This window comes from Actinoplanes sp. NPDC049316 (genome assembly GCF_040677315.1).
Classification (GTDB): domain Bacteria; phylum Actinomycetota; class Actinomycetes; order Mycobacteriales; family Micromonosporaceae; genus Actinoplanes.
Window position 1 is genome coordinate 47650 of sequence record NZ_JBFAQM010000035.1, and the last position, 18637, is coordinate 66286.

The 18637-nt window shown below is 73.6% G+C and carries 18 protein-coding genes; 7 read left to right on the forward strand and 11 right to left on the reverse strand.

Going from position 1 to position 18637, the window contains the following annotated elements:
* Positions 1 to 25: 25 nt before the first annotated feature.
* Entirely contained in the window at positions 26 to 934 is a 909-nt protein-coding gene (locus AB0K03_RS35345) for a FliA/WhiG family RNA polymerase sigma factor (RefSeq protein WP_364694480.1), read from the reverse strand.
* Between the two features lie 123 nt (positions 935 to 1057).
* Positions 1058 to 1705 carry a PIG-L family deacetylase gene (locus AB0K03_RS35350; protein ID WP_364694483.1) on the reverse strand — a complete coding sequence of 216 codons (648 nt, stop codon included), beginning with the start codon at positions 1703 to 1705 and terminating at the stop codon, positions 1058 to 1060.
* Positions 1706 to 1810: 105 nt separating this feature from the next.
* Between AB0K03_RS35350 and AB0K03_RS35355 the strand changes: the two genes are divergently transcribed.
* Positions 1811 to 2308 (forward strand): DUF456 domain-containing protein, encoded by a 498-nt coding sequence (locus tag AB0K03_RS35355; protein WP_364694486.1) that lies wholly within the window; start codon positions 1811 to 1813, stop codon positions 2306 to 2308.
* A gap of 14 nt (positions 2309 to 2322) precedes the next feature.
* Here the strand turns inward: AB0K03_RS35355 and AB0K03_RS35360 are convergent, their stop codons facing one another.
* Complete coding sequence (locus AB0K03_RS35360) at positions 2323 to 3669, reverse strand: D-alanyl-D-alanine carboxypeptidase (protein ID WP_364694488.1); 1347 nt, start codon at positions 3667 to 3669, stop codon at positions 2323 to 2325.
* Complete coding sequence (locus AB0K03_RS35365) at positions 3666 to 4145, reverse strand: hypothetical protein (protein ID WP_364694491.1); 480 nt, start codon at positions 4143 to 4145, stop codon at positions 3666 to 3668. Before AB0K03_RS35365 ends, AB0K03_RS35360 begins: the two co-directional genes overlap by 4 nt.
* A 321-nt stretch (positions 4146 to 4466) precedes the next feature.
* Between AB0K03_RS35365 and AB0K03_RS35370 the strand changes: the two genes are divergently transcribed.
* The gene (locus tag AB0K03_RS35370; RefSeq protein WP_199513700.1) at positions 4467 to 4814 is read left to right on the forward strand and encodes a histone-like nucleoid-structuring protein Lsr2; all 348 of its coding nucleotides are present in this window, start codon (positions 4467 to 4469) and stop codon (positions 4812 to 4814) included.
* 262 nt (positions 4815 to 5076) lie between these two features.
* On the opposite strand, the gene AB0K03_RS35375 is transcribed toward AB0K03_RS35370, so the two are convergent.
* The 4 genes from AB0K03_RS35375 to AB0K03_RS35390 form a co-directional block, all read right to left on the reverse strand.
* The gene (locus AB0K03_RS35375; protein WP_364694494.1) at positions 5077 to 5952 is read right to left on the reverse strand and encodes an LLM class flavin-dependent oxidoreductase; all 876 of its coding nucleotides are present in this window, start codon (positions 5950 to 5952) and stop codon (positions 5077 to 5079) included.
* A 36-nt stretch (positions 5953 to 5988) separates the two neighbouring features.
* On the reverse strand, positions 5989 to 6453 hold the full coding sequence (locus tag AB0K03_RS35380; protein ID WP_364694497.1) for a MarR family transcriptional regulator: 465 nt from the start codon (positions 6451 to 6453) through the stop codon (positions 5989 to 5991).
* Positions 6454 to 6522: 69 nt separating this feature from the next.
* Complete coding sequence (locus AB0K03_RS35385) at positions 6523 to 7662, reverse strand: PP2C family protein-serine/threonine phosphatase (RefSeq protein WP_364694500.1); 1140 nt, start codon at positions 7660 to 7662, stop codon at positions 6523 to 6525.
* 126 nt (positions 7663 to 7788) lie between these two features.
* Positions 7789 to 8190, reverse strand: coding sequence for an ATP-binding protein (locus AB0K03_RS35390; protein WP_364694503.1), 402 nt, complete (start codon positions 8188 to 8190; stop codon positions 7789 to 7791).
* Positions 8191 to 8423: 233 nt separating this feature from the next.
* Here AB0K03_RS35390 and AB0K03_RS35395 point away from each other — a divergent pair, with 233 nt between their 5' ends.
* Both AB0K03_RS35395 and fgd read left to right on the forward strand, forming a co-directional pair.
* Positions 8424 to 10316: a sigma-70 family RNA polymerase sigma factor gene (locus tag AB0K03_RS35395; protein ID WP_364694506.1), complete on the forward strand. Its 1893-nt coding sequence runs from the start codon at positions 8424 to 8426 to the stop codon at positions 10314 to 10316.
* A 9-nt stretch (positions 10317 to 10325) separates the two neighbouring features.
* Positions 10326 to 11330, forward strand: a complete 1005-nt coding sequence (gene fgd, locus AB0K03_RS35400) for a glucose-6-phosphate dehydrogenase (coenzyme-F420) (RefSeq protein WP_364694509.1) — start codon at positions 10326 to 10328, stop codon at positions 11328 to 11330.
* On the opposite strand, the gene AB0K03_RS35405 is transcribed toward fgd, so the two are convergent.
* Positions 11321 to 12214 carry a glycosyltransferase family 2 protein gene (locus tag AB0K03_RS35405; RefSeq protein WP_364694512.1) on the reverse strand — a complete coding sequence of 298 codons (894 nt, stop codon included), beginning with the start codon at positions 12212 to 12214 and terminating at the stop codon, positions 11321 to 11323. The genes fgd and AB0K03_RS35405 overlap by 10 nt on opposite strands.
* Before the next feature lie 276 nt (positions 12215 to 12490).
* Here AB0K03_RS35405 and AB0K03_RS35410 point away from each other — a divergent pair, with 276 nt between their 5' ends.
* Together AB0K03_RS35410 and AB0K03_RS35415 are read left to right on the forward strand one after the other, a co-directional pair.
* Positions 12491 to 13363 carry an LLM class F420-dependent oxidoreductase gene (locus AB0K03_RS35410; protein ID WP_364694515.1) on the forward strand — a complete coding sequence of 291 codons (873 nt, stop codon included), beginning with the start codon at positions 12491 to 12493 and terminating at the stop codon, positions 13361 to 13363.
* A complete protein-coding gene (locus tag AB0K03_RS35415) occupies positions 13360 to 14016 on the forward strand; it encodes an HAD family phosphatase (protein ID WP_364694518.1) in 657 nt (218 codons plus the stop codon). Before AB0K03_RS35410 ends, AB0K03_RS35415 begins: the two co-directional genes overlap by 4 nt.
* Here AB0K03_RS35415 and AB0K03_RS35420 read toward each other — a convergent pair.
* Positions 13985 to 15241 carry an FAD-dependent monooxygenase gene (locus tag AB0K03_RS35420; protein WP_364694521.1) on the reverse strand — a complete coding sequence of 419 codons (1257 nt, stop codon included), beginning with the start codon at positions 15239 to 15241 and terminating at the stop codon, positions 13985 to 13987. The two genes, AB0K03_RS35415 and AB0K03_RS35420, sit on opposite strands and share 32 nt — an antisense overlap.
* Positions 15242 to 15326: 85 nt before the next feature.
* Here AB0K03_RS35420 and AB0K03_RS35425 point away from each other — a divergent pair, with 85 nt between their 5' ends.
* A complete protein-coding gene (locus AB0K03_RS35425; RefSeq protein WP_364694524.1) occupies positions 15327 to 16001 on the forward strand; it encodes a TetR/AcrR family transcriptional regulator in 675 nt (224 codons plus the stop codon).
* Here AB0K03_RS35425 and AB0K03_RS35430 read toward each other — a convergent pair.
* Positions 15985 to 18624 carry a glycoside hydrolase family 97 catalytic domain-containing protein gene (locus AB0K03_RS35430; RefSeq protein WP_364694527.1) on the reverse strand — a complete coding sequence of 880 codons (2640 nt, stop codon included), beginning with the start codon at positions 18622 to 18624 and terminating at the stop codon, positions 15985 to 15987. The genes AB0K03_RS35425 and AB0K03_RS35430 overlap by 17 nt on opposite strands.
* Between the last annotated feature and the right edge of the window lie 13 nt (positions 18625 to 18637).

Sequence of the window (18637 nt, forward strand, 5' to 3'; positions counted from 1 at the left end):
CGGCCCCCGTCTCACCGCTGCTGCCTCACGCCGCTCCCTGGGCGTACGGGGTGAGGCCGTGCGCGTTGGTCAGGGCCAGCCGCGAGTGCAGGTTCGTGTTGCCGGCGATCGACGCGTAGTAGCTCGCCCGGCGGCGAGCCGTGATGCTCTCCGGGTTCTCCGGCACCGGGGCCAGGTGCGGGTCGAGGTGCGTGTTCATGCCGTCCTTGAGCAGCGACAGCGCCTCGGCGCGCAGCTGCGAGATGCGGCTCTCGGTGACGCCCAGCTCGGCGGCGATCTCCGCCATCGGGCGCTCCTTGAGGAAGTACTCGGTGATGACGAGCTGCAGCCGCTCGGGCAGCGAGCCGATCGCGTGGTGCAGGTAGCCGATCTGCTCGCGCCGGACCAGCATCTCCTCCGGCCCCGGCGTCGGCTCGGTGACCAGGTCGTCGGCGCTGCTGGTGGTGAAGCCCTGCAGCGACAGGACGGTGGCGCGCTGCACGTCGTTGTCGGTCTGGTGCAGGTCCGTGGTGGTGGTGCCCAGCGCCTGCGCCAGCTCCTCGGTCGTCGGCGTACGCCCGAGCGTGGTGGTGAGGTTCTGCCGGGTGACGTCCGTGGCGCGGGCCTTGCTGCGCACCGAGCGGGTGGCCCAGTCCAGCGAACGCAGCTCGTCGAGGATCGCGCCGCGGATGCGGGTCGTCGCGAAGCGGTGGAAGGGGATGCCGCGCTCGGGGTCCCAGCCACGGGCCGCGGTGACGAGCGCGTGCAGGCCGGCGCTGGTCAGGTCGTCGCGGTGGATGTGGTTCGGGATGCGGGTGAGCATGTCGCGCACGAGGTGGCCGACGAGCGGCATGTGCGTACGGATCAGCTCCTCCTGCTCGGCGGCGGACAGGGCCGGCACGGCGGTCGTGTCGGCGGCGTCGCAGTCGGCAGCGGTCGTCATGGTGCTGGTCATGTCGTTTCCCCCGGTTTCTGTCGGTGGCCCGTGGCTGGTGGGCGGCACCGGCTGACAGGGAGAAACTTTGGGTGACGGCGGGTACAGGTTCCGGTTGCGGAACGTTGCCGCCCGGTTGCTTCGTCAGCGGGTTCCGGCGACGTCCCAGACGAAGCGCTCGGGGACGAAGGCCTCGGCGTAGCGGACCCGCGCCCGGGCCCCCAGGTGCCGGGCCGTGGCGGTGGCCAGCTCCGGGTCGGCGACGACGGCGAGCTTGCGGTCCAGGTGGGCGGTGATGTCGACGAACAGCGTCGGGTCGAAGCGCGCGGCGGACTCCCCGGGGTAGTGCAGGATCCGCGCGCTGTGCCGTGCGGCCGAGAGCGTGGCGGCAGCCGCGGCCCGGCGTTCGGTGTCCGGGTCGTCGGGGGCGTGCACGTAGATCACGTCGGCGTCGACCCCGGTCAGCACGTTCTCGATCGCGGCGATCGCGGCCCCGTCCCAGCTCTCGCCGGGCTGCCCGCGGCGTACCCGGCGGTCACCGGTGCCCCGGCCCTGGGTTCTGCGCTCCGGCCGGCGGCGCCGCTCGGCCGCCTCCGGGCCCCACACGAGCAGGCAGTCGAGGGCCCGTGCCGCCGCCTCCGCGCGCCGCGTACCCGGATCGTCGGCGCCGTCACAGGACAGCACCAGCATGGTCACCGAGTCGCCTGCCGCGCGGTGCGCGGCGAGGGTGCCGGCGCAGCCGTTCTCCAGGTCCCCGGGGCGGGCGCCCACGGCCAGCACACTGCGTGACATGCCCACCTCCTCGGATCCGGGCGCCGCGGTCGGCGGCGCTGAGTGTCCATCGGCCGGCGGGCGCGGCGGTTGAGGGTTGTGGCGCGGCTGCGGCAGGGTGGTCACATGGATCTCACCGACACCGGTACGACCGTCACCCTCATCTCGGGGGTCGCGATGACGGTCGGCGTTCTCGGCGTGCTGCTGCCCGTCCTGCCCGGGCTGCTGCTGTGCTGGGCGGCGGTGCTGCTGTGGGCCCTGCTGGGGGAGGCCGGCGGGCTGCGCTGGGCGATCCTGGTCGTGGCCACGCTCATCGCCGTCGGCGGCACGGTGGTCAAGTACCTGTGGCCCGGCCGCCGCCTCAAGAGCACGGGCGTGCCGACGTCGTCGCTGGTCGCCGGCGGGCTGCTCGCCCTGGTGGGCTTCTTCGTGGTGCCGGTGGTGGGCCTGGTGCTGGGCTTCGTGCTCGGCCTGTTCCTCGCCGAACGGGCCCGCCTCGGCCCGGGAGCGGCGTGGCCGTCGACCCGTCAGGCGCTCACCGCGGTGGGGCTGTCGATGCTGGTCGAGCTCGCCGCGGCGCTCGGCATCGCGGTGATCTGGGTCGTCGGTCTGCTCGCGGCGTAGCCGGGGGAAGCCCGTCAGGAGGCCTGCGGGCGGCTGCGGGGACGGCGGCGGACGCGGTGCCGCCGACGCTGGGTGAGCAGCAGCAGCAGCGGGGTGGCGGCCAGGATCACCGCGATGGCGGCGGCCGCGCCCAGGGAGAGCCCGGGCCCGGAGGCCGCCCGTGCGGCGGTCGGGGCCGCCTTGCGGGTGCTGCCCGGGCCGGGGCCCGCGGGGGCGGCTTCGGTGTCTGCGGCCGTACCCTTCGCGTCGGCGCCGTCGGGCTCGACCAGCTTGCCGACCGACGCCTCCTTGGGCAGCGAGAAGCCCCAGTCGAGCAGGGCCGCGCCCTGCTGCCAGCCGCGCAGCGGGCTGGCCTCCGCGCCGAGCAGCGTCGCGACCAGCCGCCGTCCGTCCCGCTGGGCAGCCCCGACGTAGCTGTGCCGGGCGAGCTGGGTGAAGCCGGTCTTGCCGCCGAGCGCCCCGGGGTAGTTGAAGATGAGCTTGTTCTCGTTCTGGATCTGGAACCCGCCCTTCTTCAGGTGCTTCTGGGCGGGGATCTGCGTGGCGCGGGTCAGCGCGTACTTGCGGAAGTCGGCGTTGGCGAAGCATTTGCGGGCGATGAGCGCCAGGTCGTACGCGCTGGTGAACTGCCCCGGCCCGTCCAGGCCGGAGGGGGTCACCGCGTGCGTCTGGTACGCGCCCAGCCGCTTCGCCTCCGCGTTCATGGCCGCCACGGTGGCCGGGACACCGCCCTTGCCGCCGCCGAGGCGGGCGAGCGCGTTCGCGGCCTCGTTGCCGGAGTTCAGCAGCAGCCCGAGCCACAGCGTCGCGATCGTGTACTTCCCGCCCTTGAGCAGGCCGACCGCCGAGCTGCCCGGCTCGATGGCGAGATCGCCGTCGGTGACCGTGATCGTCTTCTTCGGGTCGAGCTTGTCCATCACCGTGGCGGCGAGCAGCATCTTCTGCACGCTGGCCGGGGTGCCGTACACGTGCGGGCCGCACCCGCCGAGCACCTCGCCGGTGTCCAGGTCGGCGACGAGCCAGCTGGTGGCGGTCAGGGCCGGCGGCCTGGGCGCGCCCCGCGGGACGACGAGCCCGTCGGTGGCCAGCGCGTCGCCGCCGACGGCCCGCAGCACGGGGTCGTCCTCGGGCGGGGTGGGACGCGGCGGGCGGCCGGGCGGCGGCTTGACGTCCGGCTTGGGGCACGGAACGGTCGCGGCCTTGTGGCCGGCGACGGCCGGCTTCTCCGCAGCGGTGGCCGGTCTGACCGCGGCCGCGGGGCCGGCCGCCGCGGCGGGCCCGGTGAGGGCGGTCGCGCCGAGCGCGACGACCGCGGTGAGCGACGCCACGACGCGGCGCCGGGTCGTGGAACGGAAGCTCACGGCCAGACGACTCCTGCGGTCAGGCGGCGGTCCAGCAGGTCCGCCAGGGGGATGGTCTCGCCGTCGCCGCCGCCCGCGCCGACCACCAGCCGGGGGGTGCTGGGTGACACGTCGGCGCCCGAGAACCGGGCGCGCAGCGATGACGGCACGCTGAGGACGTAATAGTGGGCGTCTTCACCGACGGCTACGGATCGGTTGGCTTTCAGGTACCAGCCTCGCAGCGACGTCCGGTACGTGGACCGGCCGTCGAACGACACCGCCCGCAGCGGGCCCGGGGGGAGCCCCGCCTCGGCGGCGCGCCGGACGAACCCGGCGAGCAGCTCGGCGGCCCGGCCCGCCTCGGCGGCGCGAGCCGCCTCGAGTGCGGCCGCGTGACCCGCGACGGCCTGCCGGCGCTGCTCGTGCCAGCCGGGGTCCGGCCCACCGGTGCGCCGGTCGCTCGCGTGCGGGCTGGCACGGTCGTCGTCGGCGTCCATGGCGACGACCCTAACGGCCCGCAGGGGTACCCGCCCACCGGGGTTTTCCAGCCACCGCCGCGGTCCCGCGGCCGGCCACCCGGCGGGCGCCATTCCCGGCCCGTCCCGCGCCGCCCGGCCGCGCGGGCCGCCCGCCGGGCCTCGACCGTCGTGAATAGGTGCCGCCGTGCGGAATAGCGCGGTTGCATTTAGTGAGGCCCACGGCCCCGATTATTGCCCGGCGTGAGCGATATGCTGTGAAATTCAGGAGAACTGTTGCGCGCACAGCGCCGGACACGCCAGACTGACCCCGGTTCTTCGGATTTCCCCTCAGGAGTCGTTATGGCGCGGCAGGTAATCACGACCCTCATCGACGACCTCGACGGAAAGCCGGCCGATCGTACGGTCGAGTTCAGTCTCGACGGCACGGCGTACACCATCGATCTGTCCGAGGCCAATGCCGGCAAGCTGCGCAAGGCCCTGGATCCGTTCATCAATGCGGGTACGCGAATCGGCCGTTCCGGTTCGGGGCGCGGCACTGCTCGTCCGGCGCCGGCGCGCACGGCGGGAAGCCGCGATGAGAACAGGCTCATCCGTGAGTGGGCGGCCCGCAACGGCCACCAGATCTCCGAGCGTGGTCGCATCCCGGCGAGCGTCAGCAGCGCGTACCGGGCAGCGCACGGACGCTGAGCACGACATTCCCCATCGGTCGGCCGCACGGCCGGCCGGTGGGGAAACGTCTCTTTGCGCCGCGGCCGGCGCATCAGCGCGTGCCGAATGCCGGGGCCGCCGTTATCGAGGGTGCCGTCGAAGGGTGACCGCCGGCCCTATTGCCGCGACCGTCGGCGGGCGCCGTGCAAACCCCGCGGCCGGCGGCAAGGAAACCGCGTCGCGGGGGACTACGCAAAAAGTCCTGTACTCGGAAAGTTTCCGGCCCTTTCGGTCGCGCGCTTCAGGATGCCCGCAGCCGCGGCAGCATCGGCGCAACCCTTTCCAGCACCTTCTCGTCGCCGGCGTACCAGCTCGAGGCCCGCGGCCAATGCGACAGCACGTCGGTGAATCCGAGCTCGTGCGCCCGGCCCACCGCGTCCTCGAACGCGCCGGGACTGCTCAGCGAGTACACCGGTGAGGAGTCCAGGTTGAGAATGCGTCGCGGAACCGTCCGGTCGTGCTTGTGCAGGGCGGCGTCGAAGCGGGAGCTCACCTCGCGGACGGAATGCCACCAGGCGGCTTCGTCGTCGAGCCCCTGTCCGCCCGTGGTCACCCAGCCGTCGCCGTGGCGGGCGGCCAGCGCGAGCGCACGGGGCCCGTTCGCGGCGACCAGCAGCGGCGGCCGGGGCCGCTGGACCGGGCCGGGCAGCGTCCGGGCGCCGACCGCCCGGTAGTAGCGGCCCGCGTACGAGACGTGGTCGTCCTGCAGCAGACGGTCGAGCAGCTCGAGGAACTCCGCGAAGCGGTCGACGCGCTCCCGGGGCGACAACGCCGGCCCGCCGAGGACGTCCGCGTCGAAGCCCGTGCCACCGGCCCCCACGCCCAGCAGCAGGCGGCCGTCCGAGATGTCGTCCACGGCCGTCAGTTCGCGGGCGAAGTGCACGGGATGCCGGAAGTTCGGCGACGCCACGAAGGTGCCCAGGCCGATGCGGCTGGTCACCGTCGCCGCCGCGGTCAGCGTCGGCACGGCGTCGAACCAGGGGCCGTCGACGAGGTCGCGCCAGCCGAGGTGGTCGTACGTCCACGCGTGGTCGAAGCCGTACTCCTCCGCGCGGCGCCAGCGGTGCCGGGCCCGGGACCAGCGGTCGTCCGGGAGGATCACGATGCCGATGCGCACCGGGGGACCGTACCCGACGATGATCGGCGGGCGGCGTCAGGCCGTACGCAACCCGTCCGCGTCACCGGTGGCGCCGGAGCTCGCCGCGGTGTCGAACGCCGCCAGCGCCCGGACGAGCTCCGTACGCCGGGCCGGGTTCATCTTCTCCAGCACCTCGGCCAGTGCGGCCTGCCGGCGCTCCCGGAGCTCCTGCAGCAGCCGGCCGGCCGCGGGGGTGGGCAGCAGCCGCACCTCCCGGCGGTCCCGCGGGTCGGGAACGCGGCGGAGCAGGCCGGTGGCCTCCAGCCGGTCGCACAGGCGGCTGGCCGAGGACGGCACCACCTGCAGCGCCTCCGCGAGGCGGCTCATGTTCGTGTGCTCGTTGCGGGTGATGATCGTCAGCACCCGGAGCTGGGCCGGCGGCACGGCCGGTGACTGGGCCAGCCGGGCACTCTCGAAGATGCCCAGCAACGACTCCACCGTCGACTCCACCGCCGCTGCGACGTCCGTGACGCGCTCCATGCCGGTCCTCTGTACGCAGAAAAGTTCAGTGCGTTGCGGGCCGTACCCGTCCGGCGGTGATTCGAAGCATCATCGCCGCCAATCGAGGCAGACGGTGACCGCGTCGTCGGCCGGGTCCGTTCCCGCGTGGTAGTCACGCAAGCCGCGCATCACCGTGCCCACCGCCTCGGTCGCGGGCTGCAACCGCGTCCGGCGCAAGGCGGTCAGCATAGCCGACTCCCCGTACGGGGCCCGTCCGCCCGGCGTGGCGGCGTGCACACCGTCACTGACCACGAGCAGCCGGTCACCCGGCTCGAGCAGGAAGCGCTGGGTCTCGTAGCGGCTGTCGCCGAACATGCCCAGCGGCAGTTGCTGCTCGAGCGTGACGGGATGGAATTCCCGCTCCCGGGCGATCACCGCGCGCGGCGACCCGGCGTCGACCGCCTCGACCCGGCCACCGACGAGGTCGATCTCGAGCAGCAGGGTGGCGGCGTGCGCTGCGCCGCCGTAGCGGGCGTACAGGGCGTCGGAGGCCAGCTCCGCCTGCTCGACGATGTTGGCGCCGGCCCGGCGGGCGTTGCGCATGGCGTTCACCGCGACCGTGGTGAGCACGGCCGCATCGAGGCCGTCGCCGTACCCGTTGAGCACCGTGACGGTGAGCCGGTCGCCGTCGAGCGCCCAGTCGAAGTGGTCGCCGAAGACCGCGTACGCCGGCTCGAGCTGCCCGGCCACGAGGAACCGCTCGTCGCCGAGGGAGCGGCCGGGCAGCAGCTCCCACTGCAGCTCGGCGGCCATGGTGAGGCGCTGCAGGCGGGTGGCCTGCCGGTAGCGGTCGGTCACCGCGCCGGCGGCCCGCAGCGCCACCGCCAGCTCGTCCGCGACGGCGGTCAGCTGCTCGGTCAGCCCGGCGCCGGCGGGCAGCGACGTCTGCACGGACAGCACGCCGAGCCGCTCACCCCAGACGCTCAGCGGCAGGTACGCGTACCGGCCGCCGGAGGCGTCGCCGACCACGGGCCGCTGGCTGCCGAAGCAGCGTACGGCGAGCGCGTCCCCGGCCGGGCCGGACGGCTCCAGCAGCGGGCGCAGGCCGGTGAGGGTGAGATCTCCGAGCAGCACCTCGACCCGGCCGGCGGCGTGGTGCCGGCGCAGGTGCTCGGCTGCCACCTCGGGCAGCCGGTCGGGCGGCGCTGCTCGCAGCAGCGCGCCCACAGGTGTCGGACGGTCGGACACGACGCCCTCCGGTATGAACGGCAATATTTGCAGTAGAGCAAGAATGATAGAAAACGCGCACGACGGCCCCACGCCGGGCCGAATCGCCGGGGGAGAAGGCGCGGCCGGGCGGGAGAGCGGCCGGCCCTACGGGGCCGTGGCGAAGGACTTCTCGAAGTGGATGAGGCTGCCCCGGCGCGGGGTGGACTGCATCCGGACGTTGTCGCTCAGCGCTTTGATCAGGAAGAGGCCGCGGCCACGGTCGCTGACCGTGTCGGGTTCGGTCACCGTGTCGGCGTCGAAGCCGGCGCCGTTGTCGGCGACGTCGATCGCGCAGCGGTCCGCCGCCACGTCGAGGCGGACCTCGATGGTGTCCGCGCCGTCGGCGTGCTTCACGACGTTCGCGCAGGCCTCGCTCAGCGCGATCTCCAGGTCCTCGCCGGACTGCCGGTCGATGTGCAGCGCCGCGAGGGCGCACCGGAGCAACCGCCGCACGGCGGGCACGCTGTCCGCCTCGCGGGGCAGGTTCAGGTGGAGCGAGATACGCATGTGACTCGGACCTCCTCCGCCGATCGCCCGTCGTCCGATGCCGCATCGAATGTTCCCCGGCGGAGGCCCGGACTAACCGTGTGTGTGAAGGCCGTCGCCCAGAGGAGGTCCGGAACCGGTCGCCCGAACTTCCTGTTATCGCAGGCCGTTCGGGCGGTCTCCCTTTTCGTGGCCGGCAGAATCGCCGCCGCGCGCAATGATCGGTGCTCCACGGAGAGGTCTGCGTAACAGTGATGGCTCAACCGGACACCGCGACGGTGGTGGCGGCCCGCGCCGGCGACCCGGCGGCGACCGACCGCCTCGTCGCCGGGTACCTGCCGCTCGTCTACACGATCGTCGGCCGGGCCCTGGACGGGCACGCCGACGTCGACGACGTCGTGCAGGACACGATGCTGCGGGTGCTGCGCAACCTGGGCGACCTGCGCGACCCCGAGGCGTTCCGGTCCTGGCTCGTGGCGATCACCGTGCGGCAGGTCCGCGAGCGCTACCGGGTGCGCCGCGCCGCCCCGGACGCGCTGCTGCCCGACGACGTGCGCGATCCGGGCGCCGACTTCACCGACCTGGCGATCACCCGGCTGGAGCTCGCCGGCCAGCGGCGCGAGACCGCCGAGGCGACCCGCTGGCTGGACGAGGACAACCGCGAGCTGCTGTCGCTGTGGTGGCTGGAGGCCTCCGGCGAGCTCACCCGGGACGAGATCGTCGACGCGATCGAGGTGACCCGCCAGCACGCGGCAGTCCGCATCCAGCGGATGAAGGGCCAGCTGGAGACCGCCCGGGTGGTGGTCCGGGCGCTGGCCGCGACGCCGCCGTGCGCCGAGCTGGCAGCAGTCACGGCCGGCTGGGACGGGCGGCCGGGCGCCCTGTGGCGCAAGCGCATCGCCCGCCACACCCGCGACTGCCGCCAGTGCTCGCCGGCCTGGTCCGGGCTGGTGGCGGCGGAGAAGCTGCTGGTCGGCATGGCGCTGGTCCCGCTGCCGCACACGCTCGGCGGCGGGCTGGCCGGCCTCGGCGGCGCGACCGGCGCGGCGCACGCGGGCGCCCACGCGGCGACGGCCGGGTCCGCGACGCACGCCGGGGCCCACGCGGCGGGCGGGTCGGGCAAGGTCCTGGCCGCCAAGATCGCGGTCAAGGGCACGGTGGGCATCGGCCGGCGGGTGCTGACCGCGATGCTCGCGACCGGCACCGTGGCCGGCGGCGGTGCGGCGGTGGCCGTCTACACCCACGACGACAAGCCGGTCGCCAGCGCGGCCGTCGTCTCCACGGCGGCACCGGCGCCGCGGCTGTCGCTGCCGGCCTCGGTGCCGGTCCGGCCGAGCGCTTCGGCGACGCCGTCCGCCAAGCCGTCACCGACGAAGAAGACCAAGGCGCCGGTTCCCGTACCGCCCACCGGCACGAGCACGAAGAAGGGCGTGGGCACCTGGCAGTTCGCCGGGATCAAGGGCGCGCTGGCCGACGTCGGTGCGGGCTGGTACTACAACTGGTCGCCGGACAACGACAGCATGCCGGGCCCGGCGGACGTCGAGTTCGTCCCGATGGTCTGGGGCAAGGCGAACGTCACCGACGCCACGCTGGCCGAGGTGAAGCGCGAGGGCGACGTGCTGCTCGGCTTCAACGAGCCGGACATGGGCGGGCAGGCGAACATGAGCGTCGAGGACGCCCTCGCCGCGTGGCCCCGGCTGCAGGCGACCGGCATGCGGCTGGGCAGCCCGGCCGTCGCGTACGGCGGCGACACCGCGGGCGGCTGGCTTGACCGGTTCATGAAGGGTGTTAAGGCCAAGAACCTGCGCGTCGACTTCATCACGCTGCACTGGTACGGCTCGGACTTCAGCGCCGCCGCCGTCCAGCAGTTCCTGGGCTACGTCGACGCGGTGCACAAGAAGTACGGCCTGCCCGTCTGGGTCACCGAGTACGGGCTGATCAACTTCTCCGGCAGCCCGAAGTACCCGAGCGCCGCGCAGGAGGTCGCCTTCATCAAGGGCAGCACCAAGGGCATGGAGTCCCGGTCGTACGTCGAGCGCTATGCCTGGTTCGGCCTGCCCGCCGTCGGCGACAGCGTGGACTTCGGGCTCTACAAGGACGCGAACACCCCCACCGAGGCGGGCAGGGCGTACAAAGCCGCGGGATAGGGTCGGACCATGATTCGGTTCGGGTACAAGGCATCGGCGGAGCAGTTCGCCCCGCGCGAGTTGCTCCGCTACGGCATCGAGGCCGAGCGGCACGGCTTCGACTCCGTGTTCGTCAGCGATCACCTGCAGCCGTGGCGGCACGACGGCGGGCACGCCCCGGCGGCGCTGCCCTGGCTCGGCGCGCTGGCCGCCGGCACCGAGCGTGTGCTGATCGGCACGAGCGTGCTCACCCCGACGTTCCGCTACCACCCCGCGGTGATCGCGCAGGCCTTCGCCACGCTCGGCTGCCTCGCGCCGGGCCGGGTCATCCTCGGCGTCGGCTCGGGGGAGTCGCTCAACGAGGTGCCGCTGGGCCTGACCTGGCCCGAGGGCAAGGAGCGGTTCGCCCGGCTCAAGGAGGCGGTGGCGCTCATCCGGCAGCTCTGGACCGAGGACCGGGTGACGTACGAGGGCACGTACTACCGCACCGAGATGGCGACGATCTACGACAAGCCGGAGCAGCCGGTGCCGATCTACATCGGTGCCTCCGGCCCGGCCGCGACCCGGCTCGCCGGGCGGGTCGCCGACGGCTTCATCACCACCAGCGGCAAGGGCCACGACCTCTACACCGAGACGCTGCTGCCGGCCGTCCGTGAGGGCGCGGGCAAGGCGGGCCGTCCGCTCGACGACCTCGACCTCATGATCGAGGTGAAGGTGTCGTTCGATCCCGATCTGGAGAAGGCCCGTAACGACACGCACTACTGGGGCGCGCTGGCCCTGTCCCCCGAGGAGAAGACCGGCGTCGAGGACCCCATCGAGATGCAGCGCCGGGCCGACGCGCTGCCCGTCGACCGGACCGTGACCCGCTGGATCGTCTCCTCGGACCCCGAGGAGCACGCCGCCAAGGTCGCCGAGTACCTGGACATGGGCTTCAAGCACCTGGTCTTCCACGCGCCGGGCCCGGACCAGGACAGGTTCCTCGGCGTGTACGGCGAGGAGATCCTGCCCCGGCTGCGCGAGCGCGCTCAGCGGTAGTTCTCGCCCGGGACTGCTCCGTAGCGCGGCGGTTCGTCGTGGCCCTCGCCGCGGATGACCCGCAGATGGGAACGGCGGCGGACCCGGGGAGGCGGCGGCACGGCGTGGCGGCGTGAGTGCCGTCCCGCCTCCGCCGCACCGGGCGCGACAGCCTGGCGCACCGGGAAGGCGGGGGCACGGCGCCAGCGACGGGCGTACTCGGTGACGATGGTCCGCACGATGCGGTAGGCGGCCGGCCACAGCTGCCGCGGCCGGTCGCCGTGGATGCGCGGGTAACCCACCGTGGCCACCTCCACGACGCGCAGGCCGCGGGTGGCCATCCGGACCGTGATCAGCGTCTCGATCTCCGGCCCGTCGCCCCAGGCGCGGCGGCCGCGCCGCAGTCCGGGCACCTCGGGCCCGGGCAGGTCCAGCACCGGCAGCAGCTCCCGCCAGTACGCGTTGTAGCCGCAGCTGAGATCGGTGAACCGGGTGCGGAACAGCAGGTTGACGACCCGGCTCAGGGCGGCGTGCCCGAGCCGCTCGCCGGGCAGCGCGTCGCGGTGGTCGCCGCCGTAGCGAAAGCGCGAGCCGTGCGCCGCCTCCGCGCCGGACAGCAGCGCGTCGACGAAGCGCGGGATCTCGCCGGGGTCGGCGGAGCCGTCGGCGTTGACGGTCACCACGATGTCGCCGGTCGCGGCGGCGAAGCCGCAGGCGAGCGCGTTGCCCTTGCCCGAGCGGGTCTGGCGCACCACGACCACGTCGGGGCGGACCTCGCGGGCCACGGCCACGGTGTCGTCGTCGGAGCGGCCGTCCACGACGACGACCTCGTCGACCGCGGGCAGGTTCTCGAGCACGAGCGGGAGGTTGTCCTCCTCGTTGAGGGCGGGGATGACAACGGTCACGGTTGGTGACGGCGCGGCGTGGGACGGCGCCGCGCGTCGCGGCGAGGGAGGCATGGCGGTGGCTCCTCGGCGGCGGGCTGGAACGGGCGGGGTGATCGGGACCGCCAACAACTTACCGAGGAACTACGGTGCGTCAACTCCGCAGGCGCGAACCACTCGACCCGGTGAACCGGTTCAGGCCGCCCGGCGCTCCACTACGGACCGTCACAATTCCGGCGTGCGGCCGGTCCGCCGCAGTAGGGTCGCAGGTGGATTCGCCCGTGGAGAGGAACCCTCGTGAAACTGGGTCTGCACATCGCCGACTTCACCTGGCCCGGGGGCGCGCCCCGGCTCGGGCCGCAGCTCGCCGAGATCGCCGCCGCCGCCGACGAGGCCGGCTTCGACCGGATCAGCGTCATGGACCACCTGTGGCAGATCGGGGTCGTGGGGCCGCCCGAGCACGAGATGCTCGAGGCGTACACGGTGCTGGGCTTCCTGGCCGCGCACACCCGCCGGGCCAAGCTGCACACGCTGGTGACCGGCGTGACCTACCGCGATCCCGGGCTGCTGGCCAAGGCCGTGACCACGCTGGACGTCCTCTCCGGTGGCCGGGCCATGCTCGGCATCGGCGCGGCGTGGAACGCCGAGGAGTCGGAGGGCCTCGGCCTGTTCTTCCCGCCGACCGCCGAGCGCTTCGAGCGGCTGGAGGAGACGCTGCAGATCTGCCTGCGCATGTTCCACGGCGAGGAGGAGGCGTACGAGGGCCGGCACTACCGCCTCGGCCGCCTGCTCAACTCGCCGCAGCCGCTGTCCCGGCCGCACCCGCCGATCCTGGTCGGCGGTGGTGGCGAGAAGAAGACCCTGCGGCTGGTCGCCAAGTACGCAGACGCCTGCAACCTCTTCGCCGGACCGGAGATCGAGCGCAAGCTCGAGGTGCTGCGGCAGCACTGCGAGGCCGAGGGCCGCGACTACGACGACATCGAGAAGACCGCGCTGGTGCAGCTGGACCCGGGGGAGAAGGGCGAGAAGGTGGACGAGATCATCGCCACGCTGACCCACCTCGCCGGTCTCGGCGTCACCGTGGGCCACGGCATGGTCGCCGGCGTGTCCGACCTCGGCAAGATCGAGACGCTGCGTACCGAGGTCATGCCGGCGGTCGAGGCGCTGTGACGATCGAGGCGGTGGTCTTCGACCTCGACGGCGTCATCATCGACAGCGAGGAGGTCTGGGAGGAGGTCCGGCGCGGCTACGTCGCCGAGCACGGCCGGGAATTCCTGCCGGACACCCAGACCCGGCTGATGGGGATGAGCACCGGCGAGTGGGCCCGGCACCTGAGCGAGGACGTCGGCGTGCCGCGCAGCCCGGAGCAAGTGGCGTCCGATGTGCTCGGGCGCATGGCCGAGCGCTACCGCGCGGAGCTGCCGGTGATCCCCGGGGCCGTCGCGGCGGTGCGGCGGCTGGCCGACCGGTTCCCGCTGGCCCTCGCGAGCTCCGCGGCCCGCGTGCTGATCGACCAGGTGCTGGAGACGGCCGGGCTCACCGACGTCTTCCGGGCGACGCTGTCCACCGAGGAGGTTCCGCGTGGCAAGCCCGCGCCGGACGTCTATCTGGCCGCGGCCGAGCGCCTGGGGTTCGCGCCCGAGGTGTGCGCCGGGGTGGAGGACTCCAGCAACGGCCTGCGTGCGGTGGGCGCCGCGGGGTTCGCGGTGATCGCCGTGCCGCACGGCGTCTACCCGCCCGCCGAGGACGCGCTCGCGCTCGCGAGCCTGGTCGTCGACGACCTCAGCGAGCTCACCGTCGAGGCGGTCGAGAAGCTGCGCTGACGCTGCCGCCGGGACCGGCCTCGGGGAGGCCGTCAGGACGCCGGACGACGGTCCCGGCGTAGGACGGCAGGTCGATCCCGGCGCTGCGCTCGCCCGCGATCCGCATCGTGAGGCGCATGAACCATCCCTGGTTCTGCAGCCAGTTGCGCATGCGGATGCCGCGGGCGGTGCGCGGCGCCAGGAACCGGCCGGTGGTGTCGCCGCCCTTCTGCGCACGCCGGGCGAAGTCGCCGATCAGGGCCTCGTAACGGTCGAACGCCACGGTGTGGTCGCCGCCGGCCGCGGCGAGCTCGCCGGCCAGGGCGTACGCGGCCACCAGCGCGGTGCCGTTGCCCATCCCGCAGATCGTGGCGCCGCAGGCCGCGTCCCCGGCCAGCGCGATGCGCCCGCGCGACCACGGGCGTACGTCCACCCGACAGATCGCGTCGAAGTAGAGGTCGTCCGCCGCGTCGAGGGCGTCGAGCATGCGCGGCACCTCCCAGCCCAGCCCGGCGAAGCGCTCGCGCACGATCCGCTTCTGCGCGGCGAGGTCGTGCCGGTCGTACGCGATCTCCGCCGGCGCCGAGAAGGCAACGAACGCCGCGGCCCGGGCGGGGTCGCGGTGGTCGCCGCCGATGGCCGCCAGCCGCCCGGGCACGTTGTAGTTGAGCGTGTCGCGGGTCAGGCCCAGGTGGTTGGGCATGTCCCAGCCCGCCACGTGGTAGCCGAGGTGGCGGACGTGATCGCGGTCCGGGCCGAAGGCCAGCCGCCGTACCGTGGAATGCACCCCGTCGGCGCCCACGACCAGGTCGAACGTGCGGCGGACTCCGCTGCGGAACGTCACGTCGACGCCGGTGGCGGTCTCGGCGAGCGCGGTCACGGTGTCCCCGAAGAGCCACTCGGTGCGGTCGCCGCTCGCCTCGCACAGGATGCGGGACAGGTCGCCGCGCAGCACCTCCAGGTCGCCACCGGCGAAGTCCGGCGGCATCTCCATGAGGCACCGGCCGTCCGCGTCGACGAAGCGCATGGCGGTTCCGCCGGTCTGCACCTCCCGGAGCCGGTCGAGGACGCCCATCCGTTCGAGCAACCCGAGGTGCACGGGCCCGCGGTAGTCGACGGCGCTGCCGCCGGTACGCAGCGCGGGCGCGATCTCGACGACAGTGGGCCGGAACCCGTGGTGGGCCAGCCAGTAGGCGAGTGCGGGCCCGGCGATGCCCGCGCCGGAGATGAGAACGGTCCCGGCCATGACGGCCCCCAAACTGTGTCCATGGGAATCAGTTATTTCTGTGTACGGTAGAGACAGTTGGCGGCCGGACGCAAGAGGGGGCCCGATGTCGGTCGAATTCCTGTGGGGTGGCCGGGCGCGGCCCACCCGCGGCCCGAAGCCGGCCCTGACGCTGGAGGGCATCGCCGACGCCGGCATCGCGGTGGCCGACGCTGAGGGGCTCGCCGCCGTGTCGATGCAGCGGGTGGCCACCGATCTCGGCTACACGAAGATGTCGCTGTACCGGTATCTGCCCGGCAAGGCGGAACTCGTCGCGGTCATGGTGGAGCGGGCCGTCGGCGAGCCGCCCGAGCTCTCGGCGTCCGGCTGGCGCGCGGCCCTGGAGGAGTGGTCACGGCTGCTGTTCGGCCGCTACCTCGCTCACCCGTGGACGATCGAGGCCACGGTGGGGCGGCGGCCGCTGGGGCCGTACGAGATGGGCTGGATGGAGGTGGCGCTGGCCCGCATCGAGACGCTGCCGCTCAGTGGCGCCGAGCGGCTGGACACCATCGCGGTGCTCGCCGGGCACGGCCGGATGCTCGCCCAGCAGGCCGCCGCCCGGCTCGGCGAGGCGGAGATGAGCACGGCGATCGCCGCGGTGCTGCGGGAGCACGGTGAACGCTTCCCGCAGCTGACCGCGGCGCTGGCCGGTGCCGCCCGGGGAGGCGGGGATCAGGCCTTCGAGTACGGCCTGGCCCGCCTCCTGGACGGCGTCGAGGCGCTGGTCACGAGCCGCAGCTGAGCCGTGCGTCCGCCCAGTCGGCGTGGTCGAAGTTCTTGCCGTCCCCGCCGTCGGTGACGCGCAGGGTCAGGACCCGTACACCGGTGAGGTCGGCCGTGAGCGAGGCGGCCGGGTCGGCACTGCGCCGCACCCCGCTCGCCGCCAGCGGCCGCCCGTCGCCGAGGACCTGGAAGTCCACCGAGCCGGACTGTGTCACCTCGTCGTCGATGCCGACCCGGGCGGAGAAGCCGGTGCAGGCGCCGCCGGTCCAGATCGTCACCTCGCCCGGCGCGTGCATCCCGAGGCCCTTCGGATAGACGGTGCCGCGGATCGTGATCGGGTTCCCGTCGCCGGCGGCGGCCTCGCCGTTGGACCGGTCCCGCTCGACCGGGCCGTACCCGTTGCTCTCGGTCAGGAACGGCAGGTCGCTGACGGCGGGGGTGCCGGCCGGGTTCTCCGGCGGCACGAGCGCGCGGACCGCTTCCTCGACGTGCACGGGCCGCCTGCCCGGCGTGTCCGGCGAGCCGGGGTCGCCGGTGAAGGTGAACTCCGCGGCGATCGGCAGGTCGGCCCGGCCGGTCGGCACGTCGTCGCCGGCGTGGAACGTCCAGGTGCCGGTGAGCGAGTCGCCGCCACGCATGCGCTCGCCGGTCACCGCCGCGCCGCTGACCGTCCAGCCTTCCGGTGCGCGGGGCGCCAGCCGTACCCCGGTGATCGGACCGCCGGCCGGCAGCGTGAAGACCGCCTCGACCGTGACGGACCCTCCGGGGTGGACGTCCGTCGTGGACGGATCGAGGGTGAGCGTGGTGGCCGGGACGTGCCGGACCGGCTTGTCGCAGGTCGCCGACCCGGTGTACGCGCACAGCACCGTCACGAACCCGCCGTTCGCCGGCTCCGGGACCGCCAGGGTGTCCCCGCGCCGGACGATGCGGCTCTCGCGGACGAGGCCGTGGTCGCCGTCGCGCAGCGTCTCGGCGAGGTAGCGGCCGCCGCCGAGGAAGTCGAGCGGGGCCGAGACCGGGTGGGCGGGGAGCGCCGAGATGCCGCCGACGTACCAGCGGGCGTCGTGGCGCCGGGCCACGACGGTCTCCCGGCCGGGTGCGCCGACGAGCAGGCGCGTCTCGTCCCACGTGGCCGGCAACTGGCTGAGCGTCCGCAGCGCCTCCGGGTGCGCCTCGTACGTCTCGGGCTTGTCGGCGAGGTGGATCCAGCCGGACTCGTACACCAGGGCCAGCGCGACCTCGTGCGCGTCCGTGGTGTCGCGGTCGGTCACCGCCCAGGTCACCGGCGTGTAGTCCATCCCGCCGACCACGTTGCGGGTGTACGGGAACATCGTGTTGGTCGCCGCCCGGGTGCGGAACTGCTCGGCGCCGCGGATCGCCTCGAGGGTCAGCACGTGCGGCCAGGTGCGCTGGATGCCGCGTGGGATCGTGGCGCCGTGGAAGTTGACCATCAGGTGTTCGGCCGCGGTGGCCGCGAGGATGTCGTCGTACCACCGGAAGCGCGCCTGGCTGTCGGAGTCCATGAAGTCGACCTTGATCCCGGCGACGCCCCACTCGCGGAACCGCGGCAGCAGGGTGTCGCGCTCCTGGTCGGTGTCGAGGCTCGTCCAGTGCAGCCAGAGCAGCACGTCGACGCCGCGGGCCCGGGCGTAGCGCGTCACCTCGGGCACCCAGTCGGCGCTCCAGCCCTCGTCGATGAGCACGTACGGCCACCCGTTGCGCGCCGCGAAATCGATGTACTGCTTCTGGCGTACGGGATCGGACGGGCTGCTGTGCTCCGACAGCCAGGACCAGGCGACCGTGCCGGGGCGTACCCACGAGGTGTCGGTCAGCTTCGAGGGCGGGGCCAGGTCGTCGACGAGCATCGAGCCGGTCACCGTGGCGAGGTCCCCGACGACCGCGACCCGCCAGGGGGTCGCCAGCCGGTCGGCCGCGGTGATCCGAGGGTCGGCCAGCTTGATCCGGTACGCCGGGGAGCCGGCGTCATGGGTCAGCCGGGCGCCGTCGTAGCGGCCGTCCACATCGGACTCGGTGAGCAGCGCGTACGTGCCGGTGCCCACCTGGAACAGCGACGGGAACCCGTAATCGCCGGCGGCGGCGCTCGCGGCCGTGGTCTGCACGCGGGTCTCCTCGTAGTTCGGCGAATACGGCAGCAGCCACGCGGGCGCGTCGGCGGGCAGCGTCCAGGACGACGTCTCGCCGGTCACCGTGCCGCCGGACGGAAGCACGTACCGGTACGCGGCCCCCTCGGCGGAGACTCGGACGACCACGTCGAGCCGGGCGTCGTTCGTGCCGGTGAACGAGAACGTCGACTCGGCGAGGGTCACGTCCCGCTTCAGCTGCTTGCCGGTGGTGCGGGTGTAACGCTCGTGCACCGTACGGCTGCTTCTCGAGGTGAAGGCCAGCCCGCCGCTGAGGTCGGCGGCCGTGGTGGTGATGCCGATCGGGGCCGGGGCGAGCGCCGCGGCGCCGCCGCGGTCGACGCCGAAGCTGAGCCGGCCGGCGTCGTCGAGGCCGAGCCGGGCGGCGACGGCGCCGCCCGGCCCGGTCACGGTCCAGTTCGTCGCGGCCTGTGCCGGGGACGGCACGGCCAGAGGAGTGGCGGTCAGCACAAGACCGAACACAAAGGACAACGTCCGCATAGGTTCGGACTAT

Bases quoted from the DNA above. Each gene is read 5' to 3' on its own strand.
- AB0K03_RS35350 (WP_364694483.1), bottom strand. From the start codon at position 1,705: ATGTCACGCAGTGTGCTGGCCGTGGGCGCCCGCCCCGGGGACCTGGAG.
- AB0K03_RS35395 (WP_364694506.1), top strand. From the start codon at position 8,424: ATGGCTCAACCGGACACCGCGACGGTGGTGGCGGCCCGCGCCGGCGAC.
- AB0K03_RS35380 (WP_364694497.1), bottom strand. From the start codon at position 6,453: ATGGAGCGCGTCACGGACGTCGCAGCGGCGGTGGAGTCGACGGTGGAG.
- AB0K03_RS35420 (WP_364694521.1), bottom strand. From the start codon at position 15,241: ATGGCCGGGACCGTTCTCATCTCCGGCGCGGGCATCGCCGGGCCCGCA.
- AB0K03_RS35390 (WP_364694503.1), bottom strand. From the start codon at position 8,190: ATGCGTATCTCGCTCCACCTGAACCTGCCCCGCGAGGCGGACAGCGTG.
- AB0K03_RS35365 (WP_364694491.1), bottom strand. From the start codon at position 4,145: ATGGACGCCGACGACGACCGTGCCAGCCCGCACGCGAGCGACCGGCGC.
- fgd (WP_364694509.1), top strand. From the start codon at position 10,326: ATGATTCGGTTCGGGTACAAGGCATCGGCGGAGCAGTTCGCCCCGCGC.
- AB0K03_RS35355 (WP_364694486.1), top strand. From the start codon at position 1,811: ATGGATCTCACCGACACCGGTACGACCGTCACCCTCATCTCGGGGGTC.
- AB0K03_RS35370 (WP_199513700.1), top strand. From the start codon at position 4,467: ATGGCGCGGCAGGTAATCACGACCCTCATCGACGACCTCGACGGAAAG.
- AB0K03_RS35430 (WP_364694527.1), bottom strand. From the start codon at position 18,624: ATGCGGACGTTGTCCTTTGTGTTCGGTCTTGTGCTGACCGCCACTCCT.
- AB0K03_RS35345 (WP_364694480.1), bottom strand. From the start codon at position 934: ATGACCAGCACCATGACGACCGCTGCCGACTGCGACGCCGCCGACACG.
- AB0K03_RS35425 (WP_364694524.1), top strand. From the start codon at position 15,327: ATGTCGGTCGAATTCCTGTGGGGTGGCCGGGCGCGGCCCACCCGCGGC.